General features: G+C 66.8%; 21 protein-coding genes. 18 read left to right on the top strand and 3 right to left on the bottom strand.

The annotated features are described in order from the left end of the window. Window positions 1–154: 154 nt before the first annotated feature. Together GTA51_RS13445 and GTA51_RS13440 are read right to left on the bottom strand one after the other, a co-directional pair. Complete coding sequence (locus GTA51_RS13445; RefSeq protein WP_160961863.1) at window positions 155–3,118, bottom strand: PD-(D/E)XK nuclease family protein; 2,964 nt, start codon at window positions 3,116–3,118, stop codon at window positions 155–157. Next, entirely contained in the window at window positions 3,115–6,300 is a 3,186-nt protein-coding gene (locus GTA51_RS13440; protein WP_160961861.1) for a UvrD-helicase domain-containing protein, read from the bottom strand. Before GTA51_RS13440 ends, GTA51_RS13445 begins: the two co-directional genes overlap by 4 nt. 100 nt (window positions 6,301–6,400) lie before the next feature. Between GTA51_RS13440 and GTA51_RS13435 the strand changes: the two genes are divergently transcribed. After that, on the top strand, window positions 6,401–7,261 hold the full coding sequence (locus GTA51_RS13435) for a pseudouridine synthase (protein ID WP_160961859.1): 861 nt from the start codon (window positions 6,401–6,403) through the stop codon (window positions 7,259–7,261). A 97-nt stretch (window positions 7,262–7,358) separates the two neighbouring features. On the opposite strand, the gene GTA51_RS21410 is transcribed toward GTA51_RS13435, so the two are convergent. Beyond that, window positions 7,359–7,541, bottom strand: coding sequence for a flagellar biosynthesis anti-sigma factor FlgM (locus tag GTA51_RS21410; RefSeq protein ID WP_160961857.1), 183 nt, complete (start codon window positions 7,539–7,541; stop codon window positions 7,359–7,361). A gap of 209 nt (window positions 7,542–7,750) precedes the next feature. Between GTA51_RS21410 and GTA51_RS13425 the strand changes: the two genes are divergently transcribed. The 17 genes from GTA51_RS13425 to GTA51_RS13350 all read left to right on the top strand — a co-directional run bounded on the left by GTA51_RS13425 (window position 7,751) and on the right by GTA51_RS13350 (window position 25,157). Beyond that, the gene (locus GTA51_RS13425; protein ID WP_160961856.1) at window positions 7,751–8,482 is read left to right on the top strand and encodes a LexA family transcriptional regulator; all 732 of its coding nucleotides are present in this window, start codon (window positions 7,751–7,753) and stop codon (window positions 8,480–8,482) included. 69 nt (window positions 8,483–8,551) lie between these two features. Then, window positions 8,552–8,716: a hypothetical protein gene (locus GTA51_RS20635; protein WP_170300338.1), complete on the top strand. Its 165-nt coding sequence runs from the start codon at window positions 8,552–8,554 to the stop codon at window positions 8,714–8,716. 376 nt (window positions 8,717–9,092) lie between these two features. After that, the gene (locus tag GTA51_RS13420; protein WP_160961854.1) at window positions 9,093–10,256 is read left to right on the top strand and encodes an MFS transporter; all 1,164 of its coding nucleotides are present in this window, start codon (window positions 9,093–9,095) and stop codon (window positions 10,254–10,256) included. A gap of 225 nt (window positions 10,257–10,481) precedes the next feature. Continuing rightward, window positions 10,482–10,871 (top strand): flagellar basal body-associated FliL family protein, encoded by a 390-nt coding sequence (locus GTA51_RS13415; RefSeq protein ID WP_246198135.1) that lies wholly within the window; start codon window positions 10,482–10,484, stop codon window positions 10,869–10,871. After that, entirely contained in the window at window positions 10,868–11,512 is a 645-nt protein-coding gene (locus GTA51_RS13410) for a histidine phosphatase family protein (protein ID WP_160961850.1), read from the top strand. The genes GTA51_RS13415 and GTA51_RS13410 overlap by 4 nt, the downstream gene beginning before the upstream one ends. Before the next feature lie 251 nt (window positions 11,513–11,763). After that, window positions 11,764–12,186 (top strand): hypothetical protein, encoded by a 423-nt coding sequence (locus tag GTA51_RS13405; RefSeq protein ID WP_246198134.1) that lies wholly within the window; start codon window positions 11,764–11,766, stop codon window positions 12,184–12,186. A gap of 78 nt (window positions 12,187–12,264) precedes the next feature. Further along, window positions 12,265–12,537 (top strand): LUD domain-containing protein, encoded by a 273-nt coding sequence (locus GTA51_RS13400; RefSeq protein WP_160961846.1) that lies wholly within the window; start codon window positions 12,265–12,267, stop codon window positions 12,535–12,537. Window positions 12,538–12,696: 159 nt separating this feature from the next. Beyond that, window positions 12,697–13,290: a hypothetical protein gene (locus GTA51_RS13395; RefSeq protein WP_246198133.1), complete on the top strand. Its 594-nt coding sequence runs from the start codon at window positions 12,697–12,699 to the stop codon at window positions 13,288–13,290. A gap of 160 nt (window positions 13,291–13,450) precedes the next feature. Further along, window positions 13,451–14,626 carry a hypothetical protein gene (locus tag GTA51_RS13390; protein WP_160961842.1) on the top strand — a complete coding sequence of 392 codons (1,176 nt, stop codon included), beginning with the start codon at window positions 13,451–13,453 and terminating at the stop codon, window positions 14,624–14,626. A gap of 71 nt (window positions 14,627–14,697) precedes the next feature. After that, on the top strand, window positions 14,698–16,017 hold the full coding sequence (locus tag GTA51_RS13385) for an HDOD domain-containing protein (RefSeq protein WP_160961840.1): 1,320 nt from the start codon (window positions 14,698–14,700) through the stop codon (window positions 16,015–16,017). A gap of 31 nt (window positions 16,018–16,048) precedes the next feature. Beyond that, on the top strand, window positions 16,049–17,440 hold the full coding sequence (locus GTA51_RS13380; protein WP_160961838.1) for a sigma-54-dependent transcriptional regulator: 1,392 nt from the start codon (window positions 16,049–16,051) through the stop codon (window positions 17,438–17,440). A gap of 137 nt (window positions 17,441–17,577) precedes the next feature. Next, window positions 17,578–18,006 carry an ATP-binding protein gene (locus GTA51_RS13375; protein ID WP_160961836.1) on the top strand — a complete coding sequence of 143 codons (429 nt, stop codon included), beginning with the start codon at window positions 17,578–17,580 and terminating at the stop codon, window positions 18,004–18,006. Next, a complete protein-coding gene (locus GTA51_RS13370; RefSeq protein WP_160961834.1) occupies window positions 17,994–18,335 on the top strand; it encodes an anti-sigma factor antagonist in 342 nt (113 codons plus the stop codon). The genes GTA51_RS13375 and GTA51_RS13370 overlap by 13 nt, the downstream gene beginning before the upstream one ends. Beyond that, window positions 18,328–20,031 carry a CgeB family protein gene (locus GTA51_RS21405; RefSeq protein ID WP_343039516.1) on the top strand — a complete coding sequence of 568 codons (1,704 nt, stop codon included), beginning with the start codon at window positions 18,328–18,330 and terminating at the stop codon, window positions 20,029–20,031. The genes GTA51_RS13370 and GTA51_RS21405 overlap by 8 nt, the downstream gene beginning before the upstream one ends. After that, window positions 20,028–21,677 carry a glycosyltransferase family 2 protein gene (locus GTA51_RS13360; RefSeq protein ID WP_160961832.1) on the top strand — a complete coding sequence of 550 codons (1,650 nt, stop codon included), beginning with the start codon at window positions 20,028–20,030 and terminating at the stop codon, window positions 21,675–21,677. The genes GTA51_RS21405 and GTA51_RS13360 overlap by 4 nt, the downstream gene beginning before the upstream one ends. After that, window positions 21,670–23,103 carry a glycosyltransferase family 9 protein gene (locus GTA51_RS13355; RefSeq protein WP_343039515.1) on the top strand — a complete coding sequence of 478 codons (1,434 nt, stop codon included), beginning with the start codon at window positions 21,670–21,672 and terminating at the stop codon, window positions 23,101–23,103. Before GTA51_RS13360 ends, GTA51_RS13355 begins: the two co-directional genes overlap by 8 nt. A gap of 113 nt (window positions 23,104–23,216) precedes the next feature. Continuing rightward, window positions 23,217–25,157 (top strand): flagellar hook-length control protein FliK, encoded by a 1,941-nt coding sequence (locus GTA51_RS13350; RefSeq protein ID WP_160961828.1) that lies wholly within the window; start codon window positions 23,217–23,219, stop codon window positions 25,155–25,157. Window positions 25,158–25,170 lie beyond the last annotated feature (13 nt).

The following is a 25,170-nucleotide window of genomic DNA, read 5'->3' as shown; positions in this document are numbered from 1 at the left end:
TAGGGGGACTTCCGGTGCACAGTGTCGGCACTTTGCTGGTGTGCAGGAAGCAAAGGGCCTCAGCCTCCCCCCTTCCCGGGGGTCCGGGGGGCCGTCGCCCCCCGGCGGGTGCCGGGCAGCGCCCGGCCGGGGCCTGGGGCAGAGCCCCGGTTTCTTACGCACCGCAGGCGGCGCGGTAGTCGCAGTAGGGGCAGCGGCGTTCGTCGGGGCGTGGGGCAAAGGAGGGGGCGTCGCGCAGGTTGCGCACGAGGCAGGCCAGCAGTTGCGGCGTCTGGCGTCGGATGGCTTCGTTTCGGGCTTCGGGTTCCAGGCGCGGGCCGAACAGCGGTCGTTCCTGGCCCCGGTCGCGCAGTTCGACAAAGGCGGCGTCGGCCGGCGTTTCGTGGCGACTGACGGCATGGAGCCAGCAGTAGAGCGGCAACTGGACGCTGCCGAAGCGTTTGGCCACGAGGTCAAGCAGCGTCTCGTCGTAGGGGCCAAGGCCGCCGGCGGCACCGATGCGGCTCCACAGGGCCTCGTCCCTCCAGACGGTGTTTTTGGGGAGAGACAGGCTGCCGGTCTTGTAATCCAAAATGACGATGCCGTCTTCGCGCCGGTCGATGCGGTCGGCCCGGCCGGCCAGGGGATAGGACCGGCCGTCCACCTCCAGGCTGGCCACGAGTTCGGTTTCCAGGGCCAGGGGCACGGTGCGTGGCGTGGCGGCCACGGCGTCGGCCAGCCTGGCCCGGCCGGAGCGCAGCAGCAGGAGTTGGCCGTCCGGGGGCAGGGCGGCATAGGCGGGGCTGGCCCGCATACGGCTTTCGTACAAAGCAGCCAGTTCGCCCGGGTCAAGGTCGGCTCCGTCGATGTCGCGACCGAGAAACGGGGTGAAGTAGTCGCGCAAGACTTCGTGGACCACTTCGCCCACAGCGGCCCGGTCGCCGTCCTCGGCCACTTCGGCCAACGCTGCCAGGGGCGAGAGGTAGCGGTAGAAAAAACGCAGCGGGCAGGCCAGATAGGTGTCGAAAAAGGTGGCGGACAGGCGCTTGTCGGCCAGATAGGCGGCCAGCCGTTCGGCCACGGCCGGGGTCACGGGCAGGGCGGCGTCGGCTTTGGGGATGGGACACGGCGGCAGGCGCACGATGGAGACCGGCGGCTCTCCGGGGGTGAGCACCCGGCCCAGGCGCTTTTCCTCTTCCCACAGGAGTTGCTCGACGAACCGGCTGCGGCTTGGCCGATCCTCAAAAAGGCCGGTGCCCGTGGCCCCGGTGCGGTAAAAGACCGTGATCTCCTCGGCCCCGAAAAAGAGCCGGTAGAGGTTATAGGCGGCCACCAGATCGCGCTCCCGGGAATCGGGCAGGGCGAGCAGGCGGCGCAGGGTGTCCGGGAGCAGGGCATCGTAGCGCGGCGCGCCCGGGATTTTGTCCTCGACGGCGTCCAGGACGAAAACACGCTTAAAAGACATGAGCCGCGTTTCCAGGACGCCCATGACCTGCAAGCCGGTCAGCGGCTCGGCCTCAAACGGGGCGCGCTCGTCGGCCAAAAGCCGGCGCAGCAGGGCAAAAAGCGTGGCGGTGGGGAGGGCGGCGTCGGCCAGCCGGCCGGCGGTCAGGGCCGGGATGACGTCGGTGGCCAGACGAAAGAGGCATTCGGCGTCGATGAGAAACCGCTCCCAGGCGTCGCCGGCATGGTCGGGGTCCAGCAGCAGTTCGGCCAGCCCGGTGAGGGCGTTGCCCAAGGCCCGGGGGGTGTCCACGATGTCGAAGGCGGTCAGGCAGACGGTGAGCACCCGCTTGGCCAGCGCCAGGACTTCGGGGGAGGGGGGCGCGTCCTCGCCGCCGGGCAACGGCAGCCCGAAGGGATCGACATAGGCCCCGCCCTGGCGGATGGCGGCTTCCAGGCCGTGGAAAACGGCCCGCAGCGGCTCGTCCGGCCCCAGACGCAGCATCTTTAAATAGGGATGGCGCAACAGGGCCACCAGGGCGCGCCAGTGGTAGCGCCCGGCCGACAGCCGGGTTTCCTGGAGCGTCAGCATGGTTTCCAGGAGCCGGGCCAGGGCCGAGCGGGCGAGGGGATAGCCCATGGAGATGTTGACGTCTTTTTGGGGCAGGATATGCAGCACCGGCGAGAGCAGGCCGGTGTCCGGCAGCACGATGGCCGTGCTGTCCAGGTCCGGGGCGTCGCTAAGACATGTCTCCAGGACTTTTAATTGGGCGTGCAGATCATGGGCCTCAAAAAAGCGCAGTTTTTTGGAGGACAGATTGGCGGCGTCGGCGTCCAGGACCAGGGTGGCGCGGGCGGGATCGGCCTTGGTGCGCAGGCGGCGGGCCTTGCCGGCGGCAATGACCGTGGCTTTGGCTTTCCAATCCTTGAGCAGCCGCTGGTGCTCGCGGCAGGCGAAATGGACCGGCCGGCCGCCGTCGGCCAGGGCCGGGTCGGCGTGCCAGATGAGTTCCAGCAGATCTTTTTTCCACAGGGTGTGAAAGAGCTTTTTTTCCGCCCCGGACAGGACGGCAAAGCCGCAGGCAAAAATGCGCCGGCCGTCAAGCGACGCGGCAATGGCTTCGGCATTTTCGGCGGCGAGCGCAACGCACAGGCCCGGCGTGGCCAGTCCCTCGGCGGTCAGGCGCTCCCGGTAGCGGTCGTGGATGGTGCCCAGCCGGGCCAGCAGGGCGGCGGCCGGGGCCAGCACCTGCCCGTCCATGTGGGCCAGATCGCGCCCGGGCACACCCTGGCGCAACAGCTCTTCCATGAGTTCGGCCAGTTCCAGGCCCCAGGGAAAAAAGCGGGTGATGTCGGTGGGGAACTCGCTGTCCTCGGGATCGGCGGCAGCCAGTTCGGTCACGATGTCGTGGAGGATGGCCACCCGGTCCAGGGCGTCGAGCATGACCGGCGGGGCAGGGGCGAAGGTGGCCCCAAGGCCAGCCGTCCATTCGCCCACGGCCGCGATTTCCGGCAGGAGCAGCGGCAGCGGCAGTCCCGGCAGCTCGGCCAGCCGGTCACACAGGTGCCGGGCCGCCCGGCGCAGGGGAAAGAGGACCAGCACGTTTGAAAAATCCCCGCCCGTGGCTGCAACGAGCCGCTCGGCCAGGCCGGCGAAAAATTCCTCGGTCCAGGGAACAATGGCAACGGGCTTCATGAGGCGTACTCCACGGGACAGCACTCCCGGCGGTCGAGATAGACAAGCCAGCCCTTGGCTGGGACCGTGGCGCAGTCGGGCAGATGGCGCAAGAGATCGAGATAGCGGCGCACCTGGACGTCGTGGCTGGCATCGGCCTGACCGGTTTTGAAATCCGCCACGGTTATGGCCTGGGGGCCGGCGGCAAAGAGGTCCGGCCGGTGGCGCTGGCCGTCCGGGGCCAGGATGTCGCGTTCGCAAAAGCCGGCGGCGAGCGTCGGGCGCAGCGCGTCAAGGCCGGCCAGCCACAGCAGCATGGCAGCAAATTCTTCGGCCAGACGGGCGCGCAGCCCCGGGTCCAGGCGGGTTGCGCCAAGAACCAGCCCCACGGCTTTTCGGGCGGCGGGTTCGGGATCGCTGGGATCAAAGCCGGCCCGCACAAACGTCTCGGCGGCAGCGTGGGCCAATTCGCCGCGCCGCTTTTCGGTAAACCGCATGGCGTCGCGGATATCCCGGGCCACGTTGCGATAGACTTTCAGGCGCGGCAGCCAGGACAGCGGTGCCTGGGGCGCAACAGCGGCCGGGGCGGGCAGCGGGGCGGCCGCACAGGCAGCGGCGTTGGCGGGCGGAGCCTCGGTCGGCGCGCCGATGCGGATGGGGGTGCCTTCGGCCGGGTCGGTGCCAAAGGCGGCAAAAAGAACGTCCATGACCCGGGTCAGCGGATAGCGCCGGCCCTCGCGCAAAGGGCCATGGCCAGGCACGAAGGCGTGGAGTTCAAGCTCCGGCCGTGTCCAGGCGACATAGAGCAGATGGATCTGCTCGGCCAAATCCCTGGCCCGGCGGCGGGCGTAGGCTTCGCCCAGGCCGGGCTGGTCGGGCACCAGCAAGGTGCCCTCGTCAAGGATGGCGGTGACCAGTTCGGGATGGCGGTTGTCGGTGTGGAAGTGATGATAGGGCACGACCACGGCCGGAAATTGCAGGCCCTTGGCCTTGTGGATGGTCATGACCCGCACGGCCCCGGCGTTTTCGGGCTGGGGCACCTTTTCGTCTTCGCCGTTTTCGTTCCAAAATTCCAGAAAGGCGGAAATGGAGGCCCGGCCGTCGTTTTCGGCCAGATGGGCGATTTCCAGAAAGCGGCGGATAAAGGCCTCGTCTCCGGGCCGGCGCTCGATCAGGCGATAGCCGGTGACGATGGAGCGCAGGATGTCGTAGGGGCCGGCTAAGCCGGTCTGGCGCAGATAGGGCTTTATGAGCAGTTGCCAGGGGTCGGGCCAGCGGGCCTTAAAGGCCAGGGACAGGGAGGCCCGACCCGGTAGTCCGGCCAGCCACTGGGTCAGCTCGTCGCGCGTAATGCCGGCCAGATCGCCAAAAAGCTCCTGGCCCGAGACAAAAGCCCAAAACGACAGGCTGTCCGGCGGATAATCCAGAAAAGCCAGCAGGGCGGCGAGTTGGCGGATCAGCGGATGGTCGGCCAGGCGCAGGCTGTTTTCGGTCACGACTTCGATGCCGGCATCAACCAGCCAGGAAGCCACCCGCCCGGCTTGGGGATTGGTGCGGGTGAGCACAGCCACGCCGCCGGCCCCGTGGCGCGGCAGCAGTTCGTCGCGCAAAAGGGCCAGCAGCGTTTCCCGGGCGGCGTCGTCGTATTCCTCGGTCGATTCCCCGGGCAGGGCAGTCACCCGGACATGGCCCTGGGGTCCGGCGTAGCTTGGGGGAATCTCCTGGCCGGCTCCGCTAAAGGCCCGGCCAAGGGCGGCGGCCAGTTCCGGGGCGGCCACAGCCAGTTCCGAACCAAGCAATGCCTCGGCCGCCTCCAGGGCTTTGGCCGGCTCGGCCAGGGGGGCAAAAAAACGGTTGTTGGTCCCGACAATGGCCGGGGCGCTGCGCCAGTTGTGGGGCAGGGCTTCAAAGTGGGGCGCGGAAACGGCGCACAGTTCGGGGTCGGCCGGGGCTTCGTCAAACAGGGCCGCGTCGCCGCCGCGCCAACTGTAGATGGCCTGCTTGACGTCGCCGACGAGATACAGGCTGCCGCCGCAGGCCAGACTCTCCAGGGCGAGCAGGCGCAAGACGGCCCACTGGCTGCGCGAGGTGTCCTGGAACTCGTCGATGAGCATGTGGGCCAGCCCTGAACCCATGCGGCACCAGGCATCGGGCACGCCGTCCTCGCCGGCCAGCCGGGCGGTGACCAGGCGCGCCCACTGGGATTGGGGCAGTTTTCGCATACGGGCCAGATAGCCCGGGAAATCCTCGGCCAGCCGTCTGGCCAGGGCCAGAAACGGGGCCAAGCCCATGGCCCCGAGCAGCACCGGCGCTTCCCGGCGGCACACGCCATAGGCCTGGGTCAAGGCGGCAAACAGGCGTTCGAGCTGGGGCGTGACCCGGTCGCGCGAGGCTTTGAGCAGGCACTCGGCCAGGGACTCCTTGGCCACAAAGGTCGAGGTCGGCAACTGGGCGGCGTTGTCGCAATCCCGGCATTTGCGCAAAAAAGTGAGGAAATGGGCGTTGCCGACCAGTCCGGCCGTGTCCAGGGCCAGGAGGATCGCGCCGGCCGCGTTTTGCAGCGCCCCCATGCGCCGGGTCAGGCCCAGGCGCAACGCCTCGGGATCGGTGGTGGCGCAGGCCGGGTCGGCCAAGAGCTTGCCGGCCACGGTAAGCAGTTGCTCGCGAAAGGGCAGGGTGGGCAAAAAACCTTTGCTGCGGGAGAAAAGCGCCGCAGCCGCCTCGCCAAACTGCCGGGCCAGACCGGGATCGGCCGGCAAGCCGGCGGCCAGACGGTCATAAAGGTCGGACAGGATGGCCGTGTCGTCGAAACACGGCTCGAAATCCGGGCGCAGGCCCAGTTCCAGGGCAAACACCCGGGCCATGAGATAGAGCAGGCTGTCGATGGTGCGGATATTGAGGCGCTGGGCGTGGATGAGTAGCGATTCCAACTCGCGCCGGGCCGTTACCCGGTCCTTTGACGCGCCGCCGCTTTGGCCCAGGGCCATTTTTTTGAGCGCCTCAATGACCCGTTCGCGCATCTCGGCAGCGGCCTTGTTGGTAAAGGTCACGGCCAGGATGTCCGGCACCGCATAGGCACCGTCGCCCAGATCGCCGCAGGCCCGGGGCAAATCGCGGCCGGCCGCGAGCACGAGAGACAGGAAGCGGTTGGTCAGGGCGTGGGTCTTGCCCGACCCGGCCGAGGCCTTGACCTGGATAAGCATGGGGGCGGCTCCTTTTGCCTGCGGCTCCCGGCGGTGGCAGTCTTTCGCCATGCCGCGCCGTGCCACTTGCACTTGGCCGGGCGAAGACTATGATGGCGCAATGCATGATGCAATAAAAAGTATGGTTGTGCCGTCCCACGCCGACGGCTGGCGGCTCGACCGGGTTTTGGAAGGTTTGCTCCCCGATGCCGGGCTTCGCGGCCGGCGGCGGCTGGTGGAATCCGGGGCGGTTGCGGTCAACGGCCGGGTTCGGACTTGCAGCTATCGGGTCCGGGCCGGGCAGACGCTGACGGTGTCGCCCATTGTCCGGGAGACGGCGCTTTTTGGGCCAGACGATGTGCCGGTGGTGCTGGAGGCCGGGGAGTATGCCGTGGTGTCCAAGCCGGCAGGGCTGCACACCGCGTCCATTGCCCATGGCGGCGGCGAATCCCTGGAAGCGCTGTTGCCGGCTATTTTTCCGGGAAAGGCCCCTGTCCTGCTGTCCCGGCTCGACCGGCTGACCACGGGGCTGGTGCCGGTGGCCTTTACGGCGGCGGCGGCCGAGGCCTACGGGCATATGGAAGAAGAGGGCGAAGTGTCCAAGACGTATCTGGCCGTGGCCCACGGCGAAGTTCTGGACTGCTTTATGGCCGATAACGCCTTGGATACGGCAGATCGCCGCAAGACGCGCGTGCTGGCCCGGCGGGTGATCGATTCCCTGCGCATGACCGATGTGGAGCCGCTGGAAACGCAGAGCGGCGCCACACTGTTGCGCTGCCGCATCGGCAAGGGGGCGCGCCATCAGATTCGCGCCCATCTGGCCTACAGCGGGCATCCTTTGGTGGGTGATCCGCTCTACGGCTATGGCGATGGGGACAAGCTCTTTTTGCACTGCGACAGCATCGACTGCCCGGCGTTTACCGTGAGCCTGGACGCGCCCTGGACCTTTGCCGAGGCGGTGCTGGAAGTGGTGACGGGCTAAGGCAGGCGAAAGAAAGCGCCAAGTGGCGCGGCAGGGGATTGAGGACGGGGCGGCGTGGCTGGGACAAAACGGCAAAAGCGGCCCCTTGGCCGCCGGATTATTCGGTTTCGGCGGCCAATGAGTCGAGAAGCCCCTCGATAATCTCGTAGTGCTGGATCAGGTAGGTGCCTGAGGCCACGCGGCGCTTGAGGTCCTCGACGCGACGGGCGCGGTCGGCCGGATCTTCCTGATGGCCGGGTGTGACGCCTCGGGCGCGGTGGTGCTTGGCTGGCGCATTCATGACGGACTTCCTTGTCTGTTTTTGCGGGCCTGCCTGAACTTCCTTGGCTGCCCTGAGCTTCCCCGACGCGGTCGGGGGCGACGATCTGTGTCGCTGCTCTTTTCGGCTGGCCCAAGCAGTGTCTTTAGCGCGACGACGAAAATAACGGCGAACGGCTTCAATCAAAAAAAAACTTGCGCCGGGGCGGCGCTTTGTTTATAAAACGCAACATGAACGGACACGACAGACAGCACGATCAGCCCGGGGGCGGCTTTGAGGGCTTTTTTGCCCGGGCCGCCAAGGCGGCCGGCCTTGTTTCCCAGACCGAACTGGCCGGGCTGCTCGGGGTCCATCGTTCCGCCGTGACCCAGGCCAAGCGCAAGGACGCTGTGCCCAAAGCCTGGGTGTTGGCCGTCTCGCGGCGCACGGGCGCTGACCCGGACTGGCTGGAATTTGGCCGGCAGCGTCGGGGCACTGTCGGTATGGCCGGGGGCTACCAAGGAGCTGCGGGGCGCGACGCGGCCATATCTGACGCGGCCCGGGGGGAAAGCGGCGTGTTTGCCGCCGTGCCCAAGGTCCGGGCCAGGTTGTCGGCCGGCGGCGGCTCGTTTGAGGCCGGGGGCGAGGTGGAGCAATTCTATCCGTTTCGCCAGGATTGGTTGCGGGCCAAGGGGCGTCCTTCCGGTATGGTGCTCATGGATGTGGTCGGCAACAGCATGGAGCCGGAGATCCGCCATGGCGACATGGTGCTCATTGACCAGGGGCAGACGGCAGTGGTGGCCCATGGCGTCTATGCCGTGGGGCTTGAGGACACGGTGCTGGTCAAGCGGGTGGAAAAGCGTCCGGGACAGCTTGTGCTGTTAAGCGACAACCGGGACTACGCCCCTATCGTGTTGGCCGGGGATGAACTGGACGCGCTGCGGGTCATCGGCCGGGTGTTGTGGGTGGGTCGGGAACTGTAATTTTTTTTCTCCAACGTGTTTATATTGATAAACAACTATTGCGCAGACTGTGCAACAAGGAGGCTCTCCATGCAACGTCGCTACTGCCGCTGCGGCAAGCCCATTCTGGTCGATTACCGTCCGTCAGGCCCCACCTGGCGCGCTGTTTTTTTCCGGCCGCGCCTGCTGTTTAAAGCCCGGGTGCAGTGTTGTCCCTGTTGCGGTGAAGCGCTGGATATTGACCGCCTGTTCTAGGGGGGCGTTGTCTGGAAGCGTCTTGCGGCGTCCGACCGGGCGCTGGTGCGGTATCGGGCGGGCTTGCGGCTGCGGTCGAGGGCTGGTCGCCGGGCGTCCCCAGGCCGTCTCCCCCACGCTTGGGCCGGGGACGCCTTCCCTGTGGCGACCGGCCCTGTTCGCAGTGGCGTGTTCGTAAACAGGTCACGTCCCGCAACCGGCGAAGGCTGGTCAGCCGGCCCTGCTGCTCGGTCGGTTGTCGCTGCTGTTCGGTCAGTCGGGCCCGGTGGTCTGGCCGCTGGCGTGGCCAAACCCTGGTCATTTTGTCGGGTGAGGCTTTTCTCCGAAGGCGATAGGGGCTATGTGAACGAGGCAGCCTTGCATTGGGAGGGGACGGATGGGGAAGTGGACGCTTTTGGTATTGTATGCCGCAACCGTTGGCGGCATCTCCTCCATCTACGCCCCCCAGCCCTTGCTGCCGCTGTTGGCCCAGGCCTATGGCGTGTCCCAGGCCACGGCCTCGCTGGCGGTCACTGCCACCATGCTGCCCCTGGGTCTGGCCCCCCTGGCCTATGGTTTTTTTCTCGACGCCGTGCCGGCCCGGCCGTTGATCGGGGCCTCCCTGGGCCTGCTCGCCGTCACCACTTTTTTGCTGCCGCTGTGCCCGGAGTTTCCCCTTTTTCTGGGCCTTCGCGTGGTCCAGGGGCTGCTGGTGCCGGCCTTGCTGACAGCGCTCATGACCTATCTGGCTACGGCAGCAACACCTGCCGTGGTGCGGCGGGTCATGGCCGCCTATATCGCGGTGACGGTGTTCGGCGGCTTTTTCGGCCGTTTTTTTTCAGGTCTGGCCGCCGAGGCTCTGGGCTGGCGCTTGCCGTTTTATGGGTTGGGGGCAGCACTGTTGCTGTGCGCCGTGGCCTGCCTGACCCTGCCGCCGGATTCCCGGTCAGCCTTTTTGCCCATACGGCTGCGTGATGCCCCGGATGTGCTCAAAAAGCCGGGCTTTTTAGCCGCCTATGGCGTCGTGGCCCTGCTTTTTTTTGTCTTTTCCGGCATACTCAACCTACTGCCCTTTCGCCTGTCCGAACTGGAAGGCGGCTATTCCCCCTTGCGGGCCGGGATCATGTATTGCGGCTACCTCATGGGCATCGTCACCTGCCTGACCTCCCATCGCCTGACCCGCCGCCTGGGCGGCCCGGCCCGGACCATGGCGTTGGGTGCGGCCGTGGTCATTGCCTCGGCCCTGGTGTTTGCCGTGCCGGCCCAGGCGGCAGTTTTTGCCAGCGTGTTCGTCCTTTGCACGGGCATGTTCATGGCCCATTCCGTGGCTCCGGGGGTGCTTAACGGGGCCGAAGGCGAGCACAAGGGGCTTGTCAACGGGCTCTATATTTCCTTTTACTATTCCGGCGGGGCGCTGGGTTCCTTTCTCCCCGGATTGGTCCTGGCCCGGTTCGGCTTTGCCGCCGCCGCCGCCGTGCTGGTTGGGGCTGCGCTGTTGGGAACACTGGTGGCCCTGTCACTGTGGCGGGCGTCTTTTGCCGTGGACCCAGGGCGCGCCTAGGGTGTGCCTGGGCGGTGGCACCCCGGCCAAAGAGGCGGCAGGAAGCCGGCTGCGACTCTTGCCAAAGGTGGTGTGGAATTGATGGACCCAGTCCCTGTCGTGGACGCTGCACGGGCCGTTGGCGCATGGGCGCGGACAAGGCCGGGCATCCCCCAGTCAATCAGAGGGAAAATAACGCGGGCCGTTGGCGCATGGGCGCGGGCCTGGCCGGGCAGGGGGGCGGCGTTGCTGCTGCTTGCTCTTGTGTGGCTTCTTGTTGCCGGCGCATCGCGGCCGTGTCAGGCTGCGGGCGAAGCAGTGGTGCGTGGCGGCACGGTGACGTTTCCGCCTTTTGAGGTCAATATCGACGACGGCGGCAAAATCGGTCGATTGCGCCTCGCCTTCGAAGTGCTCTTTTCCGACGAGCAGGGCGCAAAAATAGCCGCCTCGGGTCAGGTCCGGGAAGACCTGCTGCTCTTTTTTCGGGATAAGACCGCAGCCCAGCTTCTGGCTCCCCGGGGGCGGGACGCGCTTCGGGCGCAACTGTTGCAACTGCTCAATGCGTCCATCGGCGGCCCAAAAGCCATCAGGCTGTATTTTTTGGAGTATCTTGTCATCAAGGCAGAGAGGCCATGACCGTCATCCGCTGCATCCGCCACGGCCAGAGTGCGTCCAACGCTGGCGACATCACCGAATACCCGGACACCATCCCGCTCACGGCCCTTGGCCATGCCCAGGCCGCCCTGGTGGCATCCTGCTTTTGCCGCGCCCCGCGTCTGATCGTTTTTTCCTCCTTTGATCGGGCTGTGCAAACGGCCATGCCGCTGTGCGAGCGCTATCCCGAGGTGCCCGTGGCCGTGTGGCCGGTGCAGGAATTTACCTATCTGGCCCCGCATCGCTACCTGGGAACCCGGCGCGCAGACCGCCACGCCGCCATCGACAAATACTGGGAACGCCTTGATCCGGGCCACCGGGACGGCGACGGGGCCGAATCCTTTCTGGCCTTTTGGGACAGGGTGGAAGCCTTTCTCGACCGCTTGACCGAGGTGCGGGGGCATGTGACGGTTTTCAGCCATGGCCAGTTTCTGCGCGGGGTCATGTTGCGGGTGCTGTGCGGGCGTCTTGGCGTCGAGGAGGCCATGTTTCGGTTCCGGGCCTTTCGGCAGGCGGTGGCCATTCCCAACGCCGCCATGGTCGTCCTTGGCATGTCGCGCCGCCAGACCGTGGTCGGTCCCGTGGTCACCGATCATTTACCGCCACAATTGTTGTCCACGTAGTGTTGCTTTCGCGTCATTCCGGTATATTTTGCCAAGCAGCGACAGGTGGCCTCTCTGTTTTTGCGTCAAAAATGGCTCCGGTCTTTTTTTAAACGCGAGGGGTGCAAAACCGGCATCTTTTTCTTGCCGGGGCGTTGAAACGATGTATCCCTTGCGTGGTGCGGTTGCGGCTTGGCGACGAATGGGGACGGGACAACGAGGTGCGCATGGGGAGTGGGAGTTGGTCGGGGCCAAAGGGGCCAATGTGGTTGATGCGGGCGCTTGTCCTGTGCCTGCTGGCGGCCGTCTGTGTTGGGGAGGCCGGTCTGGCCCAGGCCGCCACCACGCCACGACGGGCCGGTGCCTATTGGACCGGGCTTTCCCGCGAGCAAAAAACCGATCTGGTGCTCGGCATTTTTGACGGATTCAATCTCAATGAAAATATCTTGGGCATTACGCTTAAAAACGAGTACACGATCTGCTCCGACATCATGGAAAGCATTATGCGCCAGTCCGACGCCTATTTTGCCGACATGACGGCCGGACGGATCGTGACCGCCCTGGACGGGTTTTACGCCGAGCGTAAAAATAAGAATATTCCTATTTCCTGGGGGGTATGGGTCGTGGTGCGCAAGAACCGTCACGATCCGACGTTGCCTGAATTTCTTGAAGAATTGCGCAACCTCTATCCCTGACAGCTCGGTGCCTTGCTTTTTTGGGGGACGCGATTAAAAGAGCTTGCGCCGCCGGTCGGGCCGGGGGTAGGAGGCCGCATGCAAGCGAGCCTTTGGCCCCAAACAGGGGTGGCCGTTGTCGGGCGCAACACCATCGTGCCGGACGTGGCCGCAGCCATGGCCCGCATCAAACATTTCGCAGCGCCGGCCAACGCCCTGCGGCTGTCGAAGAAAACGTCCTGCGTCGTCATCTCCCATTGCACTGACTGCGGCAGTGGGCAGCGCATCTGCAACGTGCGGACCATCGCCGGGAATTGCTTCCCGCGGGGATGCATCACGGTGATCGTGGTCAATCAGGATCTGGGATTCTAACAAGGCCGTCACGTACGGCTGGATGAGGAACCGGCATTGGTTTGGAAGAAGATACCCCCGGAAGCGGATTATTTCCATTGTGAGCCTGGAACGGATTATTTTATCTGTGAGGAGGGCTTTGTTGTTGAGGGCCGCTTCCTGCAAGATGGGCAGGCCAACTTGGACAAGGCCATCTGGCCCACAGTACAGGGAAGCCGGGCCTATATCCGGGTGCGCCGCAAAGGCGTGGACAAAAAGTTCCAACTGGTGCGGATTTTTGCCGAGCTGTTTCCCGAGCTGCTGGAAGCCGAACTGACCTTGCGCACCAGAAAAGGTCCATTCACCTTGCGCATCGAGATCGAGCCCGATGAAGAGGTCGCACCCGCGCGGCCGGCTCCGGTCAAGGCCCGCAAGGAAAAGCCCGTCCGCAAGGAACGCGAGGAAGAGCCTGCCGAAACCCTCCCGGATATGCCCGAAGAGGCCTTTGTCGAGGAGGAAGAGGACGACGAGCCTGTGCTGCCCACGGGCGACAACCGGTTGTGCCGGGTCTGCAACCTGCGCAAGCGCTCCTCGGAATTCAGCCCGCGTGACGACATGTGCCTGGACTGCTATATGGGCCGTGACGAATTGCTCAAGGAAATCATTGCCCGCCGCCGCCGCAAGACCAAGACGGCGGCACCGCGCGCCACCGAGGAAAATGCCGAGGGCGGCCGCATGGAAGACAACCTGGACTCGTTTGGCAGCATGGATTTTGGCATTTCGCTGCCGGAATAACTCCTGAGACAGGCGCGCGACGCCGCCAGCATTCCCGAGGTCCGGCCTGGGGAAGGGCTTGGCGGCAGGCGCGCCGGCATCCGGTCCGGGCGTCGCTTGTGACCGGCCCGGGGGTGCCCGGCGCAAGCCGGCCACCCCCGGGCCAGGCCAGGAGGGAGTTATGCCGACTGCGCCCGATCCGCCTCCCCAAACGTCTGATCCCGGTCCCGCGCCCCGGCAGGGACTGCGGGAAATCGATCTGATCCTGCCCCTGGCCGTGGCCATCTGCATCGTCCTTGGCTGGTACGTGTTCCTCGACTACGAACAACTGCTGCACACGCAGGTCGCGGCCACGCCGTCGATTGCGGCCCGGGTGTTGCGGATGCGTCTGGTGCTGGGGCTGGCCAGCGTCGGCGGCCTGGGACTGGCCTTGCTTGCTGCGCGCGATGCCCGGCGTCGGCGCGTGGCCGAGGCCGCTTTGCTGGTGGCCCACGCCGCCCTGGCCCGGCGCATGGCCCGGCGCACCGATATCCTGCGCCTGCGCACCCGGGCCTTGCGCGAAGCCCGGTTGCGGGAACGGCTGGCCGCGTCAGAGGCTGAAGCCGCCTTTGCCGCCGGCCGCCTGGAGGCGGCCGGGGCGTATCTGCACGCGGTCGGCAACAGCCTGTCAGCCCTGGATCTGGAACTGTTGCGCCTGTCCCGGGCCTTGGCCGCCGCGCCGCGGCTGGCCGCAGCGTTTGCAACGCTTGCCCAGGACATCCGCAGCAGCGACAGCGCCAAAGCCTTGGCCACTGCCGCCATCCTCGAAGAAACCGTCCTGGTCCGGGCCATGCCGCGCCTTGTGGCCGGGGTGGAAGCCTTGGCCGAGGTCAAGGAGCAGATGACGGCAGCCCTGGAACGGCATCGGGGCGAATTTGAACGCCGGGTCAAGACCCGGCCCTATTTGCAGGAGGTGCGCCTTAACGAGGAAGTGGCGGCCATCCTTGACCGCATGCCCCGGTCTGCCGGCAGCGATCCGGTCGTGCGCGATCTGGCCGAAAACGTGCGCATCCGCACGCGCAAACAGCCTTTTCTGGCCGGGTTGGCGGCTCTTTTGCGCCAGGCCCTGGATGCGGCCACGGCTTCGGTGACGGTGCGGCTGGAGAAGGCCTCGGGCGGCCGGGCCGTCCTGGTGCTGGAAGGCGTCGGCCTGCCGGAAATTGGCGAGGCCGCCGTGGCGGCCGGAATCAACTTTCTCAATGAGAACGGCGGGGCCGTTCGCCACAAACCGGCCGAGCCGGGGCGGCCGTCCAGACTGATCATCGAGATCGCCGATCGCTTCGGGGAGCCGGCGTCGGGCGAGCCCGGGCTTTCTTGACAGCTTGGCGCAAACCCGTATGATCACGCAATCACTGGCGTAGTACGTGCAAAATGGATAGACGGGCGGCCATGGTCAGACGCACTATTTCCGAGCTTTTTTCAGGCATGGTCCTGGCCGAGGACGTACGAACCCCGGGCGGGCGTTTTCTCATGCCCCGGGGCACGGTCCTCGACACCGGGCATCTGAAGTCGCTCACCGCCTGGAACCTCGACGCCGTGGTGGTCCTGGGCGAGACGGCACCCGGGCCGGCCGAGCTGGAACCGCCGGTGGCGGCCACAGCCGGCCCGGCTGGCACGGTTGGAACGAACGTCCTGGAGCTTGCCACCGCGTCGGTTCGGGCGCGTTTCGCCTGTTTTAAGCCGGACAGTCCGGCCTGGGCCGCACTGACCCGGCTGGCCTTGGACCGTGAGGTGCGAAAGCGCACCGCCGCCGGCGACGCCGGGGCCGAGGAGCCCTGGGAAGACCGGTCCGCCCCCCCCGGCGAAGCGCCCGCCGTCGTCCCCCCCCTGACGCTTGAATCCCTCCTTCGCGACGAACCCAAACTCGTCAGCCCGCCGGAAGTCTATCTGCGCATCAACGAAGTGCTGCGCGACCCGACCAGCACCGTCGATGACGCGGCCGACAGCATCAAGCACGACCCGTCGCTGGCGGCCAAGCTCCTGCGGCTGGTCAACAGTTCCTACTACGGCCGGACCATGCGGGCCATGAAAGGCCGGTTTCCGGCCAAGGTCGACAGCCTGTCCCGGGCCGTCCTGGTGGTCGGGGCCCGCCAGTTGTCCACCCTGGCCCTTGGCGTCTCGGTCCTGCCGCTTTTTCAGGACATCCCGCCCAAATGGGTCAACATGCATCTTTTCTGGGAACACAGCGTGGGCTGCGCCGTGGCCGCCCAGGCCATTGCCGCCGCCACGGGCAAGGCCAATCCCGAAACCGCCTTTGTGGCCGGTCTGTTGCACGACTTCGGCCGCATTCTCGTTTTCAAGCAGGCAACCCCGCATATCGGGGCGGCCATGCGCCGGGCCGAGGCCGAGACCGAACCCCTGTATCTGGCCGAACGGGCCGTCATGGGCTTTGACCACGCCGTCCTGGCCGGGCATCTGCTTCAGAAATGGCAGTTCCCGGTCAATCTGGAAAAAATGGTGCGCTGCCACCACGACCCCGGCGATCCGATCTATACCGATGAGGCGGCCGTGATTCATCTGGCCGATGTCGTGGCCACGGCCATGGCCTGGGGCGGCAGCGGCAATCGCCGCACCCCGGCCCTTGACGACGACGCCTGGCAGGCCTTGGGCCTGACCGGTGACAGCCTGGCGGCCCTGGTGCCGGTTATGGAAGACAGGCTGGCGGAAACCATGCGGAGTTTTTTCCCGGATCACCAGGGGCCGCCATGATGCGGTCCACGAAAGCCCTGACGGAGCGCTGATGGCCGCCCGAATCCTGGTCATAGACGATGATGCCGCCTTTCGGGAGATGTTGTGCGAGGCGCTGCTCTCCTGGCATTTCGACCCGGTCGGCGTCGGTTCGGCCGAGGAGGGCGTGGCCAGGGCCAAGGCCGAGGCCTTTGATCTGGTGCTCACCGACGTCATGCTGCCGGGCATGGACGGCATCGAGGGGCTTTCCAAAATAAAGGAAGCGGTCCCGGGCAGCGAGGTCATCGTCATGTCCGGCTACTCGGCCCGGGAAAAAGCCCTGGAAGCCGTCAAACTCGGGGCCTACGACTTTTTTTCCAAGCCCTTTTCCCTGGCCGAAATGGAAGTGGTCATCCGACGCGCCCTGGAACGCCAGGAACTGCTGGGCGAACTGCGTCGCCTCAAATCCGCCATGGCTTCGGGCAAGGGGCCGATCATCGTCGGCCAGTCCCTGGCCATGCGCGCGGTGGTGGACATGGTGCGCCGGGTGGCCCCGCTGGATTCCACCGTGCTCATCACCGGCGAGTCCGGCTGCGGCAAGGAAGTGGTGGCCGACGCCATCCAGGCGCAAAGCAAACGGGCGGATATGCCCTTTATCAAGGTCAACTGCGCCGCCATTCCTGAAAATCTTTTGGAATCAGAGCTTTTTGGCCACGAAAAAGGCGCGTTTACCGGGGCTGCGGCCCAGAAAAAGGGTAAGTTCGAGCTGGCCAACAAAGGCACCATCATGCTCGACGAAATCGGCGATATGCCGCTGTTTCTCCAGCCAAAGCTCCTGCGGGCCGTGGAACAGAAGCAGATCGAGCGCGTGGGCGGGGTCAAACCCATCGACATCGATATCCGCATCATCGCCGCCACCAACCAGGACTTGCAGACCATGGCTGCGGCCAAGACCTTTCGGGCTGACCTCTATTACCGCTTAAGTGTGGCCGCCATCCCCCTGCCGCCCCTGCGTGAGCGCAAGGACGATCTGCCGCTCCTCGTCGGCCACTTTCTGGAACGCATCGGCCCTCGCGTTGGCGTCAATCTGCGCGGGGTTTCCCGGGAGGGCATGCAGCTCCTGTTTGCCTACGACTGGCCGGGCAACGTCCGCCAACTGGCCAATCTGCTGGAACGCGCCGCCATCATGAGTTCCGGCGAGGTGCTCACAGCCCAGGAGATCAGCCGCGCCCTGGACGCCCCGGTGCGGCAACAGCCGGCCGAGGCCGGGGTGTGCCTGCCGGAGGCGGTGGCCGGCAACCTGCGCGACACCCTCCAGGATATGGAGCGCAATATGATCCTGGCGGCGCTTCAAAAGGCTGGCGGCGTCCAGAAAGACGCGGCCCGCAGCCTGGGGGTGAGCCCCAAAAATCTCTGGAACAAAATTCAGAAGCACCGCATCGACCCGGCCGAATACCCGGCTTAAAGCGCCTCTCGTGGCGTGTGGGAAAGCGGTCAGGGGATTTTGAAACGGCCACTTGACGCGGCCCGGCGTTTCGGCGCAAACCCTAAGCGGGGCAAGGCGCGGCGAACGGCGTCGGGGCAGCCCCGGAGTAAAAGGACATGGAGCGTGCGGTGACCCGCAAGGTCTTTCGGACTATTTCCCATCCAGGGGACAGTCGGCGGCTGGCCAAAGAAGTGGTGGACTATCTGGCCGGGCATGTCGCTGACGGCGACATCCTGCACGATCTGGACATCATTTTGACTGAGGCCTGCGCCAACGTCTGCCGCCATGCCTACGGCGGCGAGCCCGGGCCGCTGGAAGTGCGGCTTGCCGTCACCCCTGGCGCGTGGATCGAATTGGAGATCGTGGACTGGGGCCAGGGCTTTGGCTCCGGGGTGCGGTTTGAGAATCCAGGGCCGGACGCCGAGGGCGGCCGGGGCATGTACATCATGCGCATGCTCGCCAGCGACTGCCGGGTGCAGCGCCGGGACGGGGAAAACGTGGTCTTCATTCATAAAGATATAGGGGCGGCGCAGTGGAAAACCTAACGATTCGGCGTGAGGGCGGGGCGTTGCTGCTCAAGTACGCCGGTGAGATCACCCTCGAGATGACGGGCGACCTCAAACGCCGCCTGGACAGGGAACTCGGCGAAGGCGATGTGGCGGTGGTGGTCATCGATCTGTCGGCCGTGCCGTTTATGGATTCTTCGGGCATCGGCTTGTTGGTCTCCGTGAACACGCGCATGAAAAGCGCCGGCAAAGCTTTTTATCTCTACCAGTTAAGCCCGGCCGTGGAAAAGACCCTGGGGCTTGTGCAGCTTATTGGTTTTTTTACGGTGCTGCCCGATCAGGCGGCCCTGGCCGGAGTGTGTGGCTAGCGTCGAAACGGAAGCGGCTGCGCCGGTCAGTGCGGCCGTGCCCGTGGTTACGCAGGGGCGCGTCGTTGATGTGCGTCTGACCGTTGGCGGCAAGACCTGGAGCCTTTGCGGCCGCAACGCCCAGGCCGCAGCCCGGCGTCGGGCCGAAACGGCCCTGGCCTCGGGCGCGTTGCCGGTTTTTCTCGGAGCCGGCCTGGGGCTGGCGGCGGCCCACTGTCGCCGGGCCGGCGTCCCGGTGGCGGTTGTGGACCGCGACCCGGCCATCGCTGCAGCAACCGGAGCCGAGGCGGCCTTGGCCAAGGATGCCGCGGCGCTGTGGATCGATGCGCCCGACCCCCTCCTGGCGGCCCGGCAGGTGCGGGAATTTGCCCGCAGCCACGGTTTCACCACCCTCCATATTTCCCAGCATCCCGTGCACAAGCGCCTGCATCCGGCCTATTTTGCCGCCCTGGCTGCGGCCCTGGCCGGGGAACCGGCAGCCAAAGCGCCGCGTTTCCAAAACGTTCTGCCGCGCGTGCTGTGCCTGACCAACAAACTGTTTCTCCTGGGCGAGGTTACGGCCGCGTGTGCCCGCCTGGGTGCGCCGTGCCACTATCTGGAAACCGGCGACGAGCTGGACCGCGACGCCTTTATCGCCCTGGTGCGCCAGACCGTGGCCGCGTTTCGGCCGGATTTCGTGCTTACCATCAATCATATGGGCGTGGACCGCGAGGGCGTGCTGCTCTCCCTTCTGGACACCCTGGGCCTGCCCCTGGCCTCGTGGTTTGTGGACAGCCCGGAATTGATCCTGCCGCTCTATGCCCCGGCTGCCACGCGCGACACCGTCCTTTTCACCTGGGACGCCGACAGCGTGGCCCCGCTTGTCACCGCCGGATTTCCCCAGGTCCACTATCTGCCCCTGGCCGCCGACGAGACGCGGTTTTGCCCGCGCCCCCGGCTGGCCCCGGACCATCCCTGGCGCGCCCGGGTGTCCTTTGTCGGCAATTCCATGTGGCGCAAAACCGGCCTGCGTCTGGCCGCTGCTGCGCCACCGCCGGTTTTGGCCGAGGCTTTCCCTGCCCTGGCTGATTCCTTTGGCGCGTCCCGGTGCCGCACCGTGCGCCAGCATCTGGCCGAGGCCCGGCCCGAACTGTTGCCGGCCTACGAGGGGCTTGGCAGCATCGAACGGCAGCTCGCCTATGCCACGGCTGTCATCTGGGAATCCACCCGGCGCTACCGGGCCGCGTGCGTGTCCCGGACCCTGCCCTGGCACCCCAGTCTGGTCGGCGATCCGGGCTGGCGCGAGACCTTTGCCGGCGAGGGGACGGCCTGGCGCTATCTGCCGGAACTGGCCTATTATGACCAATTGCCTGATTTCTATCCGCTGTCCGAGATCAATTTCAACGCCACCAGCCTGCAGATGAAAGGGGCGGTCAACCAGCGGGTCTTTGACGCGCCGGCCTGCCGGGCCTTTCTTTTGACTGACGCCCGGCGGCAGATGGAACGGCTTTTTGAGCCGGGCCGGGAAGTGGCGGTGTATAACGATCCCGAGGAAATCGGCGACCTTGTCAGCCGCTATCTGGCCGATCCGGCCGCCCGGGAGCGCATGGCCGCCGCCGGGCACCGCCGCCTGCTGGCCGAACATACCTATACCCGCCGCATGACCGAGCTTTTTGCCATCATGGGCGCTACTTTTGGCGGGAAAGGGCCGTTATGACGGATTTGCCCTCCACCGTCCCCCAGGCCCTGGCCCGGCTGCTGGCCGTGGGCGGCACAGGGACCGGCCTGATCCCGGCCCGGGATGCGGCCCTGGCTGGCGGGCGGCACACTGCGGCCCTGGCCGACGGGCTGGCCCTGGCCGTGTGGGAGGAGCTGCCGTTTGACCCGGCTGCCGCGCGTCTGGCCGCCCGGCGTCTGGGACCGTCGTCCTTGGCCGGCCGTCTGGCCGCTGCCGTGGCGGCCTGCGCCGGTGCGGCCGAACCGGAGCCGTATTTCGAGCGTCTGGCCGCCCGGCGCGATATCGCCCGGATGGTCGCCTATCTGCTGGCGCGCCAGCAAAAGGCCCCGGGCGATACCGGCGTCCTGGCCCGGCTGGCGGCGCTGGCCCCCATGCTGCCGGCCGGGGAGAGCGCGCGCGAAATTGAGGCCGTCTTTGCCGGACTTTCGGGCGATCTGGCCGGCCCGGGCCAGATGGCGGCCGGCGAACTGGCCTTGCTGGACGGCCGGGCCGGGGAAGCGCAAGCCCGGTTGCGGCTGGCCTTGGATATTTTGCCCACTGGCGCGGCCCGGCTGCGGCTGGCCGAGGCTTGGCTGGCTCTGGGCGAGCGGCGCGAGGCGCTGGCGCAATTTGCCGCCGCCTGGGCGCTGCGACCCTGGGACAGCCTGCTTGTGGCCCGGTTCGCCGACGTTATATCCGGCCTGGATCGCCGGGTCGTGCCGCTGCCCGGGTCTGTTGCCGTGCTGGTCTATTGCTACAACAGCCCGGCCCTGCTGGCCCGCACCTTGGATGCCCTGGCCGCAACCGATTGGCGGCTGGCCCCCCAGGCGCGGCTGGTGGTCCTGGACAACGGCAGCCCGGGGACCGACGTGGCCGCAGTCCTTACCGCTGCCGCCGGGCAGTTCGGGGAGCGCCTGGCCACGGTGCGGTTGCCGGTCAATATCGGCGCGCCGGCCGCCCGCAACTGGCTGGCCGCCTTGCCTGCGGTGCGCGCCTGCGCTTTTGCGGCCTATTTAGATGATGACGCCCTGGTTGCGCCGGACTGGCTGGGCCGGTTTGGCGCGGCGGTGGAAACCTGTCCCGGGGCCGGGGTCTGGGGCTGCCGGGTGCAGGGGGCAAGCGCCCCGCATTACGTCCAGTCCGGCGACGCCCATCTGCTCCCCACGCCCCGGGAGCCGGGAGCCTTGGCCCGGGGTTTTGAACTGGCGCGCCCCTGGCTGGCCGCCCCGGACTGGGGACAGTTTGCGCTTTCCCGCCCGTGCGCCTCGGTGACGGGCTGCTGCCATCTTTTTGCCGGTCCGGTCCTGGCCGGGCTGGGCGGCTTTGATATCCGGTTTTCGCCCACCCAGTACGACGACCTCGACCACGATGTGCGCCTGCTGTTGGCCGGGCGGACGCCGTATTATTGCGGCCATCTGACCGTGGTCCACGCCAAGGCCACGGGTGCGGCCGGCAACCCGGGCGGGGCGGGCTACGGGCAGGGCTTTGCCAATCAATTAAAGCTGCATGGCAAATACGACGACACCGCCATTGCCGCTGCCGCCGAGACGGCCTTCGCCGCCCTGGCGGCAGACCATGCGGCCAAAATGGACGTGGTCAACGCCTGGCTGGCCGGGCAGGGAGCAGGGGAGGGCGGACGTGGCTGATGCCGACACCCGGCCCATTGCCGTCATCCAGACCCAGCGCATGGGTGATTTGCTGCTGACCTATCCGCTGCTGCTGTGGCTTGCCCGCTGCCACCCCGGCCGGCCGGTGACCGTGGTGGCCGAGGCCGGGTTCGCCGGTCCCCTGGCCCAGATCAGCCCCAGGGCCGACTACGTTTCCCTGGAACAGGCCCGGGAGCGCCTGGGTAACCGGGAACACAGTCTGGTCATCAATCTGGGTATCCGGCCCGAGGCGGCCCGGCTGGCCGGGGAAATCCCGGCCGAGACGCGTCTGGGGCCGGTGGCCGATGCCGGCGGCATCATCCGGGTGCGCGGCGACTGGCAGCTCTACCGGGCCTCGGTGGTCCACCTCAACCGCCACAGCCGGTATCACTGGGCGGAATTAAACGCTTTGGATGTCGTGCCGGCCGGCCTGATTGCCAAAACGACGTGGCCCGAGCCGCGTCAGGGCGGGCCGGGGCGCCGCACGGTGGGCCTTTTTGTCGGGGCCAGCCAGCCGGGCAAACATCCGGCCCCGGCCTTTTTTGCAGACCTCATTCGGGAACTGGCGCGCCGGGGGCTGACCCCGGTGCTGCTGGGCGGTCCGGGCGAGACGGCCCTTGGGGACGAGGCGGCCCGGCTGTCCGGGGTGCCTGTGGCCAATCTGTGCGGCAAGCTGGGTCTGAAAGAACTGGCCCTGCTCGGCCAGGAGATGGATTTGCTCGTCAGCCCGGACACCGGCCCCATGCATCTGGCCGCCTGGACCGGCTGGCGGGTGCTCAACCTGTCCATCGGGCCGGTGAGCGCCCACGAGACCGGCCCTTACCAGCCCGGCCATTTTGTGTTGCGCCCGCGTTTGTCCTGCCGGGGCTGCTGGGCCTGCCTGCGGTCCTCGGTGGTCTGCCGGGACCGGCTTGATGCGGCCCGGGTGGCCTATGTGGCCGCCCGGCTGGCCCGGGGCGAGGATACGCGCCTGGGCGGGGCGCGCATCCCGGGCTTTGAACTGTTGCGCACGGTCATGGACGAGAATGGCTTGCGCCGGCTGGAGCCGTTGTCCCTGACTGGCCAGGCCGGCCCCGGGCCGGACGGCCGGGAATTGGTGGGAGCGTTCTGGCGGGCGGTCTTCGGCCATATTTTCGGGCTGTGGGACGCGGCTGCTCCCCGGTCGGCGGCAGCAGCCCTGGCCGCCGGCCAACCGGCCTTGCACGCTGCCCTGGGGCGGGGACTGGTCCGCCTGGGCGGTGCCCTGGGCCGGGATCTGCGCCGGGGGCGGGTGCCGGACGCCTCCTTTGCCGCCGCGTTTGCCCCGGGGGTGCGCCCCCTGGCCGGCTATCTTGAGCGGCTGCTGCAAAACAGCGACGGGGATCGGGCCTCGCGCCTGGTGAGCCTTGCGCTGCTGGAGCGCACGGCCGCCCTTTTTGCGGGCTGACCAACCGGAAAAAACTGCCCTTTCGCTGTGACGTGCTCTGGCAACGCTCTGCCAGGGCACGTTTTTTTTATTTGGAACGGGTCTTGTAGTAATGGGGCAGCAGGAGGCCCGGTATGCAAATTCTTCCACTGATCCAGCGCAGTTCGCAAAGCGCCGCCAGCGATGCCGCCACAATCGGCAGCGCCGGGCTGGGCAGCCGGCAATCCGCGCTGTTCGCCAGCATCCTCGACAGCGCCCGCACCACCGCCGCCTCCACGGCCGACCAACCCAAGGCCAGCTCGTACGGTACGACCAACGAGGACACCAGCCGCGTCGATGTGGCCGAAGCCGCCGCCCAACCCAGCGATGCGGAACTCAAGGCCCTGCCCGTGACCCGGGAAGATATTGCCGCCCTGCGCGACGATCTGAAGGAGCAGGGCTTTAGCGACGACGAAATCAGCGCCCTGGAAGACGAAGCCGGCGACGGACAGAGCATGACCTGGGGCGATCTGATGGGCAAGGTCGAAAAGAAGGTGGCCACCACGGAGAAGGCCGAAAAAAAGACCGTCAGCAATGACGATCAGGCGCAGCTCCTTGGCCTTTTTGGCAAGCTCGGCTTCACCACGGAACAGTCCCAGCAGATGATTGAAGCCCTGTCCAAGGGTGAAACCCAGTCTGTCTGGACCGCCATCAACACCAAGCTGGACACGCTGTCCGGCGACGACAGCGCCAGCCTGGCCGCCTCGGAACTGAACGCTCTGGGCCGGGCCATGAATCTTTCCGACGACGCCCAGTCCCGTCTGACCGCCCTGTTCAACCAGTCCGGCGCTGCAGCCGGTCTGTCCGGCCAGGGCATCGTCACTGCCATGGGACTGCTCAAAAATGAATTGACGGCCCAGATCGGCAAGGAAAACCAGGCCCTGGCCGAATTCCGCCAAGCTTCGTCCGGCGTGTTGGCCAATGCCTGGCAGCGCGAGGCCGGCAAGCGCAATTCCGATCTGCACCAGGACGACGTGGCCCGCAAAGCCGGCCAGATCGTGGCCATGAGCAGCGAGCAGGGCGGTGCCGACACTTCTTCCGGTTTCGACGCCCTGGCCGATGTGCCCCAGGCCGGGCAGGGCGTTGCCGACGCGGCGACGCTGGCCACGGCCGAGACCGGGCAGGCCGTCCACAATGGCAGGACCGCAGAAACTGCCCAGACCGCAAGCCCTGCGGCCGTGACCGCCGCTCTGGCTGGCAAGGCCGGGCCGGTGGCCGCCGAACAGGCCGCCCTGGCCGGTGAAACCGGCACGGCCACCACGACGCAGCAGGCCGCCCAGTCGGATCTCTCCCGCTCGGCCACGGACAAGGCCGCCGCAACTGTCGCCTCGGCCACCGCCGGACGCGACACCCAGAATTTCTTCGGCGGCCAGCAGGGTACCGCCGGCAACAACTTTGCCGGTCAGGAAAACCCGGAAGACGCCCTGGCCGAGTTTATGAGCAAGATCCGCTTCGGCGGCAAGACCGGGACAACCCTGGTGGGCCAGACCGCCGATGTCACTGCGACCACGGCCGCCATGGACGCCGTGAAGACCACCACGGCCAACCAGCAGGCCAAGGCAATCGATCCCGCCCTGGCCGCCCGGGTCGCCAAGCAGGTTGAAACCGGTATTTTGAAGGGTGTCGCGCAGGAAGCCAAGCAACTGACCGTCAATCTGACCCCCGACGAACTCGGCCCGGTTCAGGTGACGCTGTCCGTCAAGGACAAGGAAGTCCGCGCCGTCATCACCGCCGACAACGCCGACGCGGCAGCCATACTCCAGCAGCAGACGGCGAAGATCAAGCAGCAGTTGGAAGATCAGGGGTTCACGGTCAGCAAGCTCGACGTCCAGACCGGCCTGACCCAAGACAACCAGACCGCCGCCTGGGACAGCCCCGAACGCCACAACGAAGCCCGCGAACAGCGCGAAGCCCTGGAGCGCGTACGCTCCTCGGCGCGTCTGGCCCGTGAAGCCGTCGGCTTTGATGCCGACAGCCTGTCCGCCATCCCCGGGGCCATGACCGCCCGCGCCGCCGGGCTGGACCTTTTTGCCTGAGAACGGAGTAGGC

Origin of the sequence: Solidesulfovibrio aerotolerans, assembly GCF_009856865.1 — a bacterium.
Taxonomy (GTDB): Bacteria; Desulfobacterota; Desulfovibrionia; order Desulfovibrionales; family Desulfovibrionaceae; genus Solidesulfovibrio; species Solidesulfovibrio aerotolerans.
This window is presented reverse-complemented; position numbering and strand designations above follow the sequence as displayed.